Source organism: Bacillus silvicola, assembly GCF_050524305.1.
Classification (GTDB): domain Bacteria; phylum Bacillota; class Bacilli; order Bacillales; family Bacillaceae_G; genus Bacillus_A; species Bacillus_A cereus_AT.
The window spans coordinates 1,231,658-1,246,115 of sequence record NZ_JBNGVC010000001.1; the positions used below are offsets into that span (position 1 = coordinate 1,231,658).

The following is a 14,458-nucleotide window of genomic DNA, read 5'->3' on the forward strand; positions in this document are numbered from 1 at the left end:
ATTTAGGCACATCTCATATAAAAACTAGGTAATGTACTTAAAAAAAGATGCAATAAAGTGCATCTTTTTTTAAGTACACGGCATATACTGTCGCAGGAGGTGACAGAATGAAGAAAAAATCTTCTAAACAAAAAAGAAAATTCCCGCCTTTCTATCTGCCTATGTACGGAATTAACAATTGGTGTAGCATTCGAGCTGCAGCTTTAGAAGAACTAGAAAAACAAGAATCATCAAAAAAAAGTAAAGCAAGAACAAAATATGTCTCTTTAGAAAATGCTGTAATGAGCCGCATAATCGATAATAGAAAAACAAAGATGCAACAAAAAAATAAACCTCTCTCTAATCATAGTGAACAGGTATTACATTCTGAGCAAACAGAGCAAAATACAGAAGAAAACATCCCTGTAGCAATAAATAAAAAAGTGGAACCAGAAATTCCAGCTACTATTATAAATCAAGTAAAAAAAATAAAAGAAGCATTAGCCCCATCAAATGATATACAAACAGAAAAAACTATTGTAATTCAGACCCCTACACCCGAAAATACAAAAGTTAAAAAAGGGAGCCGGTATGCACATGCAGAGGGGCTTCATTCTAATGCAGAAGGTACAGCTTCACATGCAGAAGGGCTTCTTACACATGCAAAAGGTTCTTTCTCTCATGCAGAAGGATCAAAAACAAAAGCAACTGGACATAGTTCGCATAGTGAAGGAAGTGAAACGACAGCAGGCGGCTCTTATTCTCATGCGGAAGGAAAACATACAATTGCTTTAGGCGAAGCAGCACATGCAGAAGGAACCGCGACTATCGCTAACGGATTCTCTTCTCATGCGGAAGGTATGCATACATCAACAGCTCATTTTGCAGGCAGCCATATTATGGGGCGCTTCGGCACGGCAGAAGAATCTTATTCTTGGTTTATTGCAAATGGTACAAATGACACCGACCATAATATCGGTGCAAAATGGCTTGCTCACAACGGAGAAATGTATATCGATGGTGCTTCTTACAATGCAAGTGGAACGGATTTTGCACAAATGTTTGAGACAGCAGATCATAGTTCTATTGATGTCGGTCATTTCGTTACATTTAGTAGCGAAGAAAAAATTCGAAAAGCTACTTCAAATGATTTATTCATATTAGGAATATCTAGTGCTACTCCTGCTCTCATAGGAAATAGCGGTGCTTTAAGTTGGCAAAAACGCTATAAAACAGATAGCTTTGGAAAGCGTCAATATGCGCATACGGACACGCAAGACACACAACCTCTTTTAAATACAGAATGGGATCCAGCTTGTAAATATATATCAAGAAGAGACCGTACTGAGTGGCTTCCTGTCGGATTAATTGGACAAATGTTAGTACGTGATGACGGTACTTGCGAAACACACGGATACTGTCTTCCAAATGATGACGGCATTGCTACAAAAGCTGAAAGTGGCTTTTTCGTTATTAAACGTACTGGTGAAAATCAAATTTTAATATTATTCCGCTAAAAAAAGGGAACAAAATTCTTCGTTCAGTAAGAATTTTGTTCCCTTTTAATTGTTATGTAAAGCGGATTGCATGTCATCTGGGATACATAAGGTAAAAGTCATTTCCTTTTCTAAAATAGGGTGATAAAACGTCAAAGACGTACTATGAAGCGCTTGGCGTTTCATCACATCTCTTCGACCGCCGTATAAATCATCCCCAAGTAGCGGATGTCCTATATGCGCCATATGTACACGAATTTGATGCGTTCTTCCTGTTTCAAGTTCAAGTGCTACATGCGTCTCATTAGAAGAACTTTCCATCACTCTAAAATGAGTAACAGCTCTTTGACCATCTTCACAGACAGTTCGCTCAATAATACTATCCGCTTTTCGTCCGATTGGTGCATCAATCGTCCCTATCTCTTCTAGGATCATTCCATGAACGAGCGCCTCATACGTTCGTTTCACTCCTTTTTGTTGATGCTGCTTTGATAAAAGGTTGTGAACGAATCGATTTTTTGCAATTAACATAAGTCCTGAAGTATCACGATCGAGTCTCGTTACAATGTGCACTGTACTTGCAAGGTTCTGTTTATCATAATGATATAACAGAGCATTTGCAACACTTCCTGACGGATGCTCCCTAGACGGAATTGTCGACATATATGCTTCTTTATTTACAACAAGCACTGCATCATCTTCATATACAATATTTAAAGGAATATCTTCTGCTTCCATCCCTTCACTTCTTTCCTCAAACGGAAAGAAGACTTGTAACTCTTCACCGGCTTGTAACTTGTAGCGAACACTCGCATGTTGACCGTTTACTTCAATAGCTCCACCGTGAAACTTTATATCGGTTAAAGCAGCCTTCGAAATTCCTTTCGTTTTCAAAAACTCTCTAACTAAAGTCCCCTCATCCGCAAGCTGTATATCCCATTTCAATGTAAACCTGTTCAAATATATAAACCCTCTCTATTTATCTGCAACAAACGAGTCACGGACACGTTTCCAGAACGGGAACGGACGGAAACGAACAAATCGTACTTTCTCGTTTGCAACGCGATACTGAATTGATTTCACATCTTGATGAACCATCGTCAAATGATCCACCGTAATTTGCAAGTTCATTCCTGCAGCCGGCTTTAAAACGCATGTATGATGTTTCGGCAGTACGAGCGGCGAACCTACCGTACGAAATACACGATTGTTAATTGATGCCATTTCTGCAATTTGAATCGCTTCAATAGAAGGGTGAATAATCGCTCCACCAAGTGCCTTATTATACGCAGTACTTCCTGAAGGAGTAGAAATACAAAGACCATCTCCGCGGAACGTTTCAAAATACTCTCCGCGTATTTCCACTTCTGTTACTAATGTTCCTTCTGCACTTTTTACAGTCGCTTCATTCATCGCCAAATACTGCGACTCTTTACTACCATTCACATAGCGAATAATCACCTCTAAAAGTGGGTATTCAACTACTTGGAACGGTGTTTTAGCAATCGCAATTACTAACTTCTCTACTTCCGTCGGTAACCAATCTGCATAGAAACCTAAATGCCCTGTATGTACACCAACAAATGCGGTTTCATCTAATCGATTATAGTAACGATGAAACGCATATAAAAGCGTTCCATCTCCCCCAACAGAAATTACAATATCAGGTTCCTTTTCATCCATCGTAAAACCAAAATCTAACAAGTATTCTTTCATCGTACTTGCTAGTGTATCTGATGATTGATCTCCCTTTGACATAATTGTAAATTTCATCGCCCAACACCCTTTAGTTTATGATTCAGAATCTTTCGTTTCCTGCTTTCGTGAAAAAATCTTTTGCGCTTCTTGAATTTCAAGACGAATGGAAGACATTTCTTCATCTAATAAAAATGCCGCTTCCGCTGCACGTTGTAAGCGTATTTTAATATCTTCAGGAAAACGTCCACTATATTTGTAATTTAAAGAATGCTCAATCGTTGCCCAAAAATTCATTGCTAACGTACGTATTTGAATTTCAACCAATACTTTTTTCTCTCCCTGTATCGTTTGAACAGGATAACTAATGACAACGTGGTAAGAGCGATAACCGCTATCTTTCTTTTGCGTTACATAATCACGTTCTTCCACAATTTCAAAATCATTTCGTTTTCGAAGATATTCTACAACAGGCTTAATCTCATCAACAAATTGACACATCATTCGAAGGCCTGCGATGTCTTGCATATCTTCTCTAAGCCGGTCTAACGGCACATTTCTCTTCTCCGCTTTATCAATAATACTTGCAACCGACTTTACCCTTCCTGTTACAAACTCAATTGGAGAATGCTCCGTTAACATTGCAAATTGAGTACGCATTCCTTTTAGTTTCACTTTCAGCTCTGCCACCGCTTGGTGATAAGGCGCTAAAAAGTCTTCCCAATTACGATTCATTTCAACCACCACCAAAATCAATCCATTTGCTTATAGAAATACTTTTTCTACAGCAGTTACTAATTCTTCTCCGTAATTTGCATTACCTTCAATATTTTCAACTAAATACTCTACTTCTTCTTTTAATGCTTCTAATTCCATTTCAATATCATTCACGCGAATAAACATTGCTGTATCTTTATTCATCGCTTCATGCATTGCTTCCCAGCATGTATGCGGAATACTTACATAAATGAAAGATGATTCGTTTTCTAAGATATATAAAAATGATAAATTATCTGAGTCTACAAGTACGTGATTACGCGCACTTAACTCCTTTACCTCTATTTCAGTATTTTCCGCACAAAAAATAAGCGCATTCTCTCTCATTTCTACGCTCTTAACTTGAATTTTATTTTGCATGCTCGAATTCCTCCATCTCAACTTCCTGTCTTACTTAACAGTATTATTGTATCATAACATGGACGCAAACAAATAAAACATTGAACCAAATTTGCGAAAAAGCGATAATGTGTAAAGAATTATTTTTCAAAAGGAGCGCATACAATGACACAAGAAATTGAAATTGAATTTAAAAACATGGTTACAGAGGAAGAATTCCAAAGGTTATGCAAGTCTTTTTCTATTAAAGCATTTACAAAACAAGTAAATCATTACTTTGAAACAACTCAATTTTCTTTAAAAAATACAGGCTCTGCACTTCGTATTCGTCATAAAGATGGAACTTATACATTCACATTAAAACAACCTGCTGAAATTGGTTTATTAGAAACTCATCAATCTATAACAGAAAAAGAAGCAAAACTTATGATGGAAACAAACGCAATCATTCAAGGAACTGTAATGGATCAACTTCAGAAACTACAAATTCCAGTTTCCTCTTTAACTTATATGGGAAGTTTAACAACAGAAAGAGCTGAAACATTGTTTGAAGGTGGAACACTTGTCTTTGATCATAGTTTCTATTACAATCACGATGATTATGAAATCGAATACGAAGTACAAGATGAGGAAGCTGGTAAAGCCTCATTTATGAGTTTATTAAAGCAACATAACGTACCAGTTCATCATACAAATAACAAAGTAAAACGCTTTTTCCTTGCCAAACAAAACAAAGAGCGCTAAAGTGAAATTTCCATCAGTGTAGAAGTGATTTACTGGTGGTTATGTTTCACCTTTTTGGAAATTAAAGATTTATTAGCAACACATAAAATAAGCAACGAATGTTATGAAGGCTGTTTAGTTGCTCTTCATAACATTCCATTGCTACAATAGATATACATTTCATGGAAAAAGGAGTTTATAAAGGATGAGCAAGCAACCGATGACACCATTTGAAGCAATTGGCGGTGAACAATGCATTGCAACATTAGTGGATACATTTTATTCCTATGTCAGTGAACACCCTGACTTATCTCCGATCTTCCCGGATGATTTAACAGAAACTGCTAGGAAGCAGAAACAATTTTTAACACAATATTTAGGTGGTCCTAATTTATACACTGAAGAACATGGGCATCCTATGCTAAGAGCACGCCATCTTCCGTTTGAGATTACTCCAAAACGCGCAGAAGCTTGGCTATCATGCATGGAGCAAGCAATGGATGATACAGGAGTGCACGGTCATATAAGAGAGTTTGTTTTTGAACGTTTAGCATTAACTGCTCAACATATGGTCAATACTCCAAATGAAACAGGTGAAGTGTAATGGATAAGCAGGAAGCAAAGCATATGAATATGCCTTCTCCTTCCACATGCGAGCATAAGTCTGTAGAAGCATATTTATTTATTGATCCACTTTGTAAAGATTGCTGGGATATCGAGCCATTTATTATTAAACTATGGCTTGAATATGGGAAATACTTCTCTATTCGTCATATAGTAACTGGAAAAGTGGACGGGGCAAACGCTTCCTCACACAAATGGAATAAACCTGCTAATATTCGATTTGTGTGGGAAAAGACAACAAGTTTACAAGGTTTTTCATGTGATGGAAAAGTACATATGCAAGAGGCATCGTCAACGCCGTATCTAGTTTCGATGGCAATTAAAGCGGCGGAGTTGCAAGGCCGAAAAGCAGGTTCGAAGTTTTTGCGAAAACTCCAGGAATACATTCTTCTTAAAAATGTATCAAATCCAGATGGTGAACTATTGCTTACATGTGCAAAAGATAGCGGCATTGATGTAGAGGAATTTAAAAAAGACCTACACTCAGTTAGCGCAAAAAAAGCTTTCCAATGCGACCTGAAATTCACAAATGAGATGCATATTACAGAAATACCTTCCCTCCTATTTTTCCATGCAAATTCAGATGAGGAAGGTATTAAAATTGCAGGAATTTATTCCTATGATGTATACGTACAGTTATTAAAAGAACTTGTAAAATGCGAGATTGAGCCAGAGCCATTACCTCCTTTAGAGGTATTACTAGAAGCAACACAATTTATTTCTTCAAAGGAAATCTCATTCATATATGACTGCCCGCAGCAAGAAATAGAGCGCGAACTAAAAAAATTACAACTAAAACGAAAAGTACAAATGATTGAAGTGAAGTGCGAGCGTTATTGGAAATGGATAGCAAAAGAAAAAGACCTGGTGTAAACACCAGGTCTTTTTCTTTACGGCTTATAAAAATATTAAAGGGGATGGGAGAAATTTTCACGTTCAAACAAAGGGGTATATGTTTGTATGTGAATTCGTTCACGCTTATTATATTACAAGATTCGACGTCAGATGACAACCCCTTTTGTCGAATTTCACACTTTTGTCACATTCTAAACGTTTTCATTCTTGAATAAGCTATAAAAAAAGCTATTTAGGAGGTTTCCTTATGAAAAAGTCTCATATTTTTCTTATCTTTCTATGTGTTATCGTTTCTTTTTTCTTGTACATCCTCTCTCTACTACAAGCTTTTCCTAAAATTATTGCCTTCCCTCTTTTATTTGGAGTTATCGTCATCGCTGTCTCTTATTTCAACTATAGAAAACGATTTAAAGGATTTTAACTACAAAAATAAGTCGTAAAAATTCCTTCTAATATAGAAAAAGCGAGGAAAATCACCTCAATAATTCGACAAATATCGACATTTTAACCTATTGAGCAAATGCCCCAAACAGAAAAGACGAGGATAAAATCCCTCGTCTTTTCTCATTACTTCTCTTCAAACAATAACGCTTCTAATTCATTTAACTTCTCTTCAAATACTTGTAATGCTTCTTTTACAGGTTCAGGAGATGCCATATCAACTCCTGCTTTTTTCAGCACTTCAATTGGATAATCAGAGCTTCCTGCTTTTAAGAATTCGTTAATGTAACGTTCTACTGCTGGTTGCCCTTCTTCTAAAATTTGTTTAGATAGAGCTGTCGCTGCACTAAATCCTGTTGCGTATTGATATACGTAATAGTTGTAGTAGAAATGCGGAATGCGAGACCACTCTAAACCAATTTCTTCGTCGATCACTAAAGCATCACCGAAATATTTCTTATTTAAATCATAGTAGATTTCCGTTAACATGTCCGGCGTAACAGCATGTCCTTCTTGTACTTTCTTATGAATAATATGCTCAAACTCTGCGAACATCGTTTGACGGAATACAGTGCCGCGGAATCCTTCTAAATAGTGATTTAATAAATATAGACGCTCTTTCTTATCTTCTGTCGTTTTCAATAAGTAATCATTTAGAAGCGCTTCATTACAAGTTGATGCTACTTCTGCAACGAAGATTGAATAATCACCATATACGTGCGGCTGTGTCTTCCTTGTATAGTAACTATGCACTGAATGGCCAAACTCATGAGTAAGTGTAAATAAATTATTTACATTATCATGCCAGTTCATTAAAATATACGGATTTGTTCCGTATGCACCAGATGAATATGCTCCGCTTCGTTTTCCTTTATTCTCATATACATCTACCCAGCGATTCTCATATGCTTCTTTTAAAATTTCAACATATTCATCACCAAGTACATTTAAAGATTTCAATAACATTTCTTGTGCTTCTTCATACTTCACATTCATTTTCACTTCTGGTACAAGCGGTGTATATAAATCATACATATGAAGCTCATCAAGACCTAGGGCACGCTTACGAATATCAATATAGCGATGTAGTAAGTGTAAATTATCATTTACCGATTCAACAAGTTGATCATACACCGCTTCAGGAATATTATTATTACTTAATGCAGCTTGACGTGCAGAATCGTATTTACGAACGCGGGCATTGAAATTATTACGTTTCACAGCCCCACTTAACGTACTTGCAAATGTGTTCTTATATTTTCCGTACGTTTCATATACAGCTTTGAATGCATCTTCGCGCACACGACGATCATCACTTTCTAAAAATTGAATATAACGACCATGTGTTATTTCTACTTCTTCTCCATCTTCACCTTTAATAGATGGAAATTTTAAATCTGCATTATTCAACATACCAAATGTATTACTTGATGCACTCATCACTTCAGATGCTTCTGCTAATAACGCTTCTTCAGCTTCCGATAATACATGCGGGCGTTGACGTGTAATTTCTTCTAATGCATGCTCATATACACTTAGTTCTCGATTTTCTTGTAAGAATGTTTCCAATGTATCTTCTGAAATAGATAAAATTTCAGGCACGATATAAGCTGTGCTACTAGATACTTGTGAGTATAAATTTGTTGCGCGATCATTTAATGCTTGATACACAGAGTTTGTTGTATCTTGATCGTAACGCATATGTGCATATGTATATAGCTTACCTAATCGCATTGAAATTTCATCTTCATATTGCAATGCCTCAAGCAAATTGTCTGCAGAGTCACCAAGCTTCCCTTTAAATTCAGTTAACTTTGGCAATAGCTCTTTAATAGCTTGGAATTCTTTTTCCCATTCTGCATCTGTTTGGAAAATATCTTCTAATCGCCATGTGTTTGCTTCTTCAATCTCATTGCGATCTGGTAATGATTTTACTGTGTTTTGTTCAGCCATTCTTTAAGCCCTCCTTTAAATATCTCTACTTAAGTACAATTCGATTTTTCTTATGTAATTCCTTCACGATCAGTCTTTATTATATCCCCTTTTCCCTCTCTCATGTTGTACTTTGTCTCAAATAGAGATAGTGCATGCGCTAAGCAAATGTCATCATATTTCATAATTTCCTCCTCTGTTTTTAACAAAACAACATCTCTTATTTTTCGATACTTATTATTACCTACTTTATTTAACACACCTATATAACATAAAAATGTCATATACTCTGCAACTGCTATCTTCCATATATGTTGTGCAAAATACGGAAGTAGACGCCTCTTCGTATATTTCGCTACATAATTACATGCGTACTGAAGGGAAATATACTCCCCTACCTTAAGCTTACTTATACACTTCATATAAAGAAAAGCTTGCCATATAAATGGATTTGTTTGAAAAGCAAATGAGGATGGAAGCGGAACACCGATTTCAGAAGGAAAACTCGATGGGGTACATTTATATTGATATAAGAGGCGTAATAGTGACTTATGATTATAATTCCAGATAGATAGAGCGTTTTGCCGAAAATGGTTCTTTTTTCTCTTCCATTCTTGTCCTAATACCTCTTTTCGGAAAGGAACGGGAGAAAAGAGCATTTCAACAGTAGTCGTATCGGTTGGTAAATAAATTGTATGTGAGAAAGAGACATTTGTAGAAAACGGAGTGATAAACGCGCATTTCATAAACGATTTTTGTTTCGGACAAAAGAAAATAAGGAATGGCTGAGGATAAGGTTGTAAGGAGAAGGCCATAAGGGCGGAGAATGTCATCCAATGGGCGGATTGCTTTTTCAACTGATTTCCACCGATTATCCAGATAACTTGTATACTAGCTTGCCAATACGAATATGTTCGCTTATAAAGCTGCTCTATGGAGAGATTTGCACATTGATATTCAATCGCAATTTTTCTATCCGCCCTCTCTACGTAAATATCTGGTCGTTGCTGAATTTCCGAAAGATAATGCTCTATATCTACATGAAAGTTTTGACGTTTTAACCATCTATATAACAATTCTTTACCTTGCATATGGTACACAGATTCTGCCTCATAAAACGCAAGACATGAATCTACTTTCTTATGAGCAAAATGCCAACTCTTTTGTGTCCCTAACTTCATTTGCACTTCCTTTCCGCAAGCTGTGCAAAAGAATTTTTCTCATTTACGCATATCGCGTAAACACTCTTCATCCCGGTTATATAATAGATGAATTTTCTCTCCGTTTTCTCTCCTTGCAATAAACATCACAATCACACCCTTTCAACTCCTTGTATTCTACAATTTACTACAAATTCCTCTCAAAAAAAGAGATGTCCTAAATTAGGACATCTCTTTTTATAATAAAGGTGATAATAACCGATACGTCGATTCAACAATCCGCCTATGAAGACGTCTCTTATGAAATCGGTCAACATGAATTTCACTGGATTCTTCTAAATCGTCTTTAAAATCTTGAACGAGCTTTCGAATGCTATCTGTATCATATAAAAAGGCATTTACTTCAAAGTTTAAATGAAAACTTCTCATATCCATATTAGCTGTCCCAATTGAAGCGAGATCCGAATCAACGATAACAACTTTACTATGAAGAAAACCTTTTTCATATTCATATATTTTTACTCCTGCATCTAATAACTCCGGAAAGTACGATCTTGATGCATAAAAGACAGTGCGCTTATCTGGCTTACTTGGCATTAACAAACGAACATCAATACCAGCAAGTGCAGCTACTTTTAATGCAGATAAAATATCATCGTCTGGAATAAAGTATGGTGTTGCAATCCAAATCGATTTCCTAGCTGAAGCAATCATTGCAAAATATAAATGTTTAATTGTTTCCCATTTATTATCTGGTCCACCTCCAACGAGTTGTACTCCGCCCCAATGATCACCCTCAACTGCTTTCGCTTGTAAATATTCAGGTGCTAATACTGCCTCACCAGTCATATAAAACCAATCTTGAAGGAAAATTAGCTGTAAGCTTTGAACTGCTTCACCGCGTAAATATAAATGCGTGTCTCGCCAAAAACCGAAATATTTATCCTTCCCTAAATATTCATCACCAATATTTAATCCGCCTACAAACCCTTCATTTCCATCTATAATAACGATTTTTCGATGGTTTCGATAATTAATTTTATCGTTTAAAATCGGAAAGCGCACAGGGAAAAATGGAATCATTTCTACTCCTGCATCATTCAATTCTTCAATATACGAATTTGATAATTTAAAACTTCCAACCGCGTCATATAAAAAACGAACGACAACGCCTTCTTTTGATTTTTTTATTAAAATATCTTTAATTTCTGTACCGAGCTTGTCATCACGCACAATGTAATACTCCATATGAATGTGGTGTTTCGCTCGATTTAACCCATCTAAAATTGCCTGAAACGTCTCGTCTCCATTTGTTAATGTCCTCGTTTCAGTTTGAAATGAAATATTTAAAGCACCCAATCGATCAGCTAAACGAAATAGCAATTCTTGATGCTTATGGTCTCGTAAAATTCGTTCTTCATAATCTTCGTGTCCCTTATATTGTAAAAATGCCTGTTCATCGAGTAACGCCTTCTTTTGGAACATTCTTTTTCTGCGAAAGTTTTGTCCAAATAATAAATAAGCAAAGAAACCGAACACTGGAAAAATTCCTAGTACGATTAACCATGTAAGTGTTTTGGATGGATGTCTGTTTTCTAAGAAAATAACACATCCAATTAAAAATGCAGAAACCGTAAATAAAATACTAATAATACCTAAAATCGAAACGTCTTTTATACCCATGACATCCGAATAAAATGCTACATCAATAAACATGCGTAATGAAACAAATAATGCGAACAATAGTAGAAAAAAGAAAAGTAGTTTTAACGTGTTTTTCATCTCTTACCCCCTTACTAAGAAAACTTTCCTATTCTTCATAAAAAAAGCCGATTTCATACTATAGAAATCGGCCTACGTTTTAGAAGGAAAATGGTTACGAATTGTCTCAAGCGCATGCTCTTTCACAACTTGCTTTCCATACTCACTTACACGATGAATCGTTAAAGTAGACTCTTCCCCGTATTCTAAAACAATACTTAAAATACGATCAATCTCTTCCTCATCATGTAGCACTTCATCGAATTCCACATATACATAATAGCGGTCCTCAAATGAATACAGTTCATCTTTTATATCTTCAAAAATTAGACGATGACTTAATGAAATTACATCTTCAAAATCATTAAACTTAATTAAAAAGCCAAACGTACCATCTTCATTAAAGTTTGTACCTGTCGGTTCTATTTCCTCTTCCTCTAATTCTTGCTGGAATAATGATTCGATTCCTTCATCTAAAGGAATATCTATAATTTTGTCTACACCTATTGGTAGTTCTAATTTTTGTCCATCCTTTGAAAGTTCTGCTTTCGTTACAAGTACTTCAATCCCTTTGTCGACTGCTTGCACTTGAATCCATAACGGTCCATCAATAAAGAAGTCATCATGATCGCGAGCTTCATCCATCATTTCCCAAAAGAGTTCTTCACTCCGTTCGCGGTCATACCAAATTTCTTCACGGTTAAACCCTCTGTCCTCTATATCAACGTACGTAATAAAAAATTTCATCGTATGATCGTTAATTCTTTCAATTTCCAAAATACAACTCTCCCTTCCTGTTTAGAATTGTTATGAAGGGATCCCCCACTCATATGACAAATCAATAGATTCTTGTACTCTCATTTTATGATAAGATTCTCCAGAATGGAAATAAAATCGATTTATTTTACAAAAATAGTTATATACCTATCTGCATTCGGCTACTTACATAAACTGAAACTTTAATTGATGGGTTCTTTGCTCATCCACGTTGATTATTAACCACACTAATCGGGCATTTACGGACAGGAAAGCACAAAACTAACTCCTTTTCTTTATAACCGGGTTTTGTGACGGAGTCTTACTACCCGCAGATAGTCGGCTAAATATCATTATTTCAATTCTCTGTTCACAAAAAATTTGGACATACATTTGCGTATTGCCCCGTACACTGTAATAAAGTAAAACTTCTATAAGAGAAGATTATTTAATCCCAAAAGCGCGGGATAAAAGCTAAACAAACTTTCTTCATCACATACATATCGCTTATTAAAACATCATAAATGGAGGCAGACGAATGGACTTAGAGTTTTTAACATCTGTACTAATGATCGTCGGTATCGATGTTGTACTAGGTGGTGATAACGCAATTGTTATCGCACTAGCTAGCCGAAATTTACCTGAATCAAAACGAAATAAAGCAATTTTGATTGGAACTATTTTAGCAATTGTGCTGCGAATTCTCCTCACAATACTAGCTGTCTATTTACTCGACATCCCATTTTTACAACTCATCGGCGGAGTTTTACTCACATTAATTGCAGTAAATTTACTAACTGATAACAACAACGATCTTTCTTCGATTCAGGGAAAAACGACTTTATTCCAAGCGGTGCGTACGATTGTATTCGCAGATCTCGTTATGGGGTTTGATAATGTTATTGCCATTGCGGGTGCAGCTCACGGAAGATTATTACTCGTAATAATCGGTCTACTCATTTCTATCCCGATTATCATTTGGGGCAGCAAACTTATTTTAATACTCATGGAACGTTTTCCGTTCCTCATTTTTTGCGGGGCAGCAGTTCTCGCCTATACAGCAGGAAAAATGATTACACATGAAGACAGACTTGCAACTTTTTTTCATAACAACCCAAGTTTCACGACAAGTATTCCTTACTTATTCATTTTCACCGTTTTATGCATCGGTATTATCGTTCAACGAGTTCGATTACGAAATGTGAAACATTAAAAGAAAACCTTCTACTATATAATAGGTAGAAGGTTTTCATATTATTATAATTAATTTACAAGACGCTGTGCTTCACGCAATTGGAACGTTCTTACTGTACGTGGTAAGAAACGGCGGATTTCGTCTTCGTTGTAACCTACTTGAAGGCGCTTCTCGTCAATCATAATTGGACGACGTAAAATCCCTGGATAGTCACGAATCATCTTATATAAATCTTGAAGTGGTAAAGACTCTAAGTTTACATTTAATTCTTGGAAAACTTTTGAACGAGTAGAAATAATCTCATCCGTTCCGCTTTCTGTCATACGTAAAATCTCTTTAATTTCCTCAATCGTTAATGGATCTGAGAAAATATTACGTTCTGTATAAGGAATATGATTTTCCTCTAGCCATAATTTCGCCTTTCTACAAGACGTACAGCTTGGAGAACTATATAATGTTACCATACAAAGCTCACTCTCCTTAAAGAGTACAAATTCTGTACTAATTACAGTTTAAATTTCTAACTTCCGCAATTTTTCACGATAACTTGTCTTATAGCAAAGTAAAAAATCACAATTCATGTAAGCAACAACAATTACTTTTAATAAGTAACTTCTATAATCATTATACAATAGTTTTTGCAAGAAATATACAGTAAATTTACTGCTAGTTGAGAAAACTTCTCCGTGTATTCCACTGCTATGTAACATGATTACACTCACTTT

The 14,458-nt window shown here is 35.9% G+C and carries 15 protein-coding genes and 1 pseudogene; 6 read left to right on the forward strand and 10 right to left on the reverse strand.

The window, feature by feature from the left end:
* Positions 1-107 precede the first annotated feature (107 nt).
* On the forward strand, positions 108-1,496 hold the full coding sequence (locus tag ACP6L7_RS06575) for a peptidase G2 autoproteolytic cleavage domain-containing protein (protein ID WP_097830043.1): 1,389 nt from the start codon (positions 108-110) through the stop codon (positions 1,494-1,496).
* 45 nt (positions 1,497-1,541) lie between these two features.
* Here ACP6L7_RS06575 and ACP6L7_RS06580 read toward each other — a convergent pair whose 3' ends face one another.
* Genes ACP6L7_RS06580 through ACP6L7_RS06595 form a run of 4 tightly spaced genes read right to left on the reverse strand, consistent with a single transcriptional unit; the run spans position 1,542 to position 4,307 of the window.
* Positions 1,542-2,435, reverse strand: coding sequence for an RluA family pseudouridine synthase (locus ACP6L7_RS06580; protein ID WP_097830042.1), 894 nt, complete (start codon positions 2,433-2,435; stop codon positions 1,542-1,544).
* A 15-nt stretch (positions 2,436-2,450) separates the two neighbouring features.
* Entirely contained in the window at positions 2,451-3,248 is a 798-nt protein-coding gene (locus ACP6L7_RS06585; protein ID WP_000673196.1) for an NAD kinase, read from the reverse strand.
* 18 nt (positions 3,249-3,266) lie between these two features.
* Complete coding sequence (gene yjbM / locus ACP6L7_RS06590; protein WP_097830041.1) at positions 3,267-3,905, reverse strand: GTP diphosphokinase; 639 nt, start codon at positions 3,903-3,905, stop codon at positions 3,267-3,269.
* 30 nt (positions 3,906-3,935) lie between these two features.
* Positions 3,936-4,307 (reverse strand): UPF0738 family protein, encoded by a 372-nt coding sequence (locus tag ACP6L7_RS06595; protein ID WP_097830040.1) that lies wholly within the window; start codon positions 4,305-4,307, stop codon positions 3,936-3,938.
* Positions 4,308-4,451: 144 nt separating this feature from the next.
* Between ACP6L7_RS06595 and ACP6L7_RS06600 the strand changes: the two genes are divergently transcribed.
* The 4 genes from ACP6L7_RS06600 to ACP6L7_RS06615 all read left to right on the forward strand — a co-directional run bounded on the left by ACP6L7_RS06600 (position 4,452) and on the right by ACP6L7_RS06615 (position 6,909).
* On the forward strand, positions 4,452-5,030 hold the full coding sequence (locus ACP6L7_RS06600) for a CYTH domain-containing protein (RefSeq protein WP_430528971.1): 579 nt from the start codon (positions 4,452-4,454) through the stop codon (positions 5,028-5,030).
* A 184-nt stretch (positions 5,031-5,214) separates the two neighbouring features.
* The gene (locus ACP6L7_RS06605; protein WP_000043388.1) at positions 5,215-5,613 is read left to right on the forward strand and encodes a globin domain-containing protein; all 399 of its coding nucleotides are present in this window, start codon (positions 5,215-5,217) and stop codon (positions 5,611-5,613) included.
* Complete coding sequence (locus ACP6L7_RS06610; protein WP_097830038.1) at positions 5,613-6,506, forward strand: ClpXP adapter SpxH family protein; 894 nt, start codon at positions 5,613-5,615, stop codon at positions 6,504-6,506. Before ACP6L7_RS06605 ends, ACP6L7_RS06610 begins: the two co-directional genes overlap by 1 nt.
* A gap of 229 nt (positions 6,507-6,735) precedes the next feature.
* Positions 6,736-6,909 carry a hypothetical protein gene (locus tag ACP6L7_RS06615; protein WP_000748141.1) on the forward strand — a complete coding sequence of 58 codons (174 nt, stop codon included), beginning with the start codon at positions 6,736-6,738 and terminating at the stop codon, positions 6,907-6,909.
* Positions 6,910-7,055: 146 nt separating this feature from the next.
* Here ACP6L7_RS06615 and pepF read toward each other — a convergent pair whose 3' ends face one another.
* From pepF to mecA, 4 genes and pseudogenes are all read right to left on the reverse strand, one after another.
* Complete coding sequence (gene pepF, locus ACP6L7_RS06620; protein WP_097830037.1) at positions 7,056-8,882, reverse strand: oligoendopeptidase F; 1,827 nt, start codon at positions 8,880-8,882, stop codon at positions 7,056-7,058.
* A 50-nt stretch (positions 8,883-8,932) separates the two neighbouring features.
* Positions 8,933-10,177 (reverse strand): annotated as a pseudogene (locus ACP6L7_RS06625) (competence protein CoiA).
* A gap of 81 nt (positions 10,178-10,258) precedes the next feature.
* On the reverse strand, positions 10,259-11,803 hold the full coding sequence (locus ACP6L7_RS06630) for a cardiolipin synthase (RefSeq protein ID WP_097830035.1): 1,545 nt from the start codon (positions 11,801-11,803) through the stop codon (positions 10,259-10,261).
* 72 nt (positions 11,804-11,875) lie between these two features.
* Positions 11,876-12,559 (reverse strand): adaptor protein MecA, encoded by a 684-nt coding sequence (mecA, locus tag ACP6L7_RS06635; protein WP_000402127.1) that lies wholly within the window; start codon positions 12,557-12,559, stop codon positions 11,876-11,878.
* 517 nt (positions 12,560-13,076) lie between these two features.
* Between mecA and ACP6L7_RS06640 the strand changes: the two genes are divergently transcribed.
* A complete protein-coding gene (locus tag ACP6L7_RS06640) occupies positions 13,077-13,751 on the forward strand; it encodes a TerC family protein (RefSeq protein WP_071744644.1) in 675 nt (224 codons plus the stop codon).
* A 50-nt stretch (positions 13,752-13,801) separates the two neighbouring features.
* Here ACP6L7_RS06640 and spx read toward each other — a convergent pair whose 3' ends face one another.
* Together spx and ACP6L7_RS06650 are read right to left on the reverse strand one after the other, a co-directional pair.
* A complete protein-coding gene (gene spx / locus ACP6L7_RS06645; protein WP_000258267.1) occupies positions 13,802-14,197 on the reverse strand; it encodes a transcriptional regulator Spx in 396 nt (131 codons plus the stop codon).
* A gap of 48 nt (positions 14,198-14,245) precedes the next feature.
* Positions 14,246-14,443, reverse strand: a complete 198-nt coding sequence (locus ACP6L7_RS06650; RefSeq protein ID WP_141534132.1) for a hypothetical protein — start codon at positions 14,441-14,443, stop codon at positions 14,246-14,248.
* Positions 14,444-14,458 lie beyond the last annotated feature (15 nt).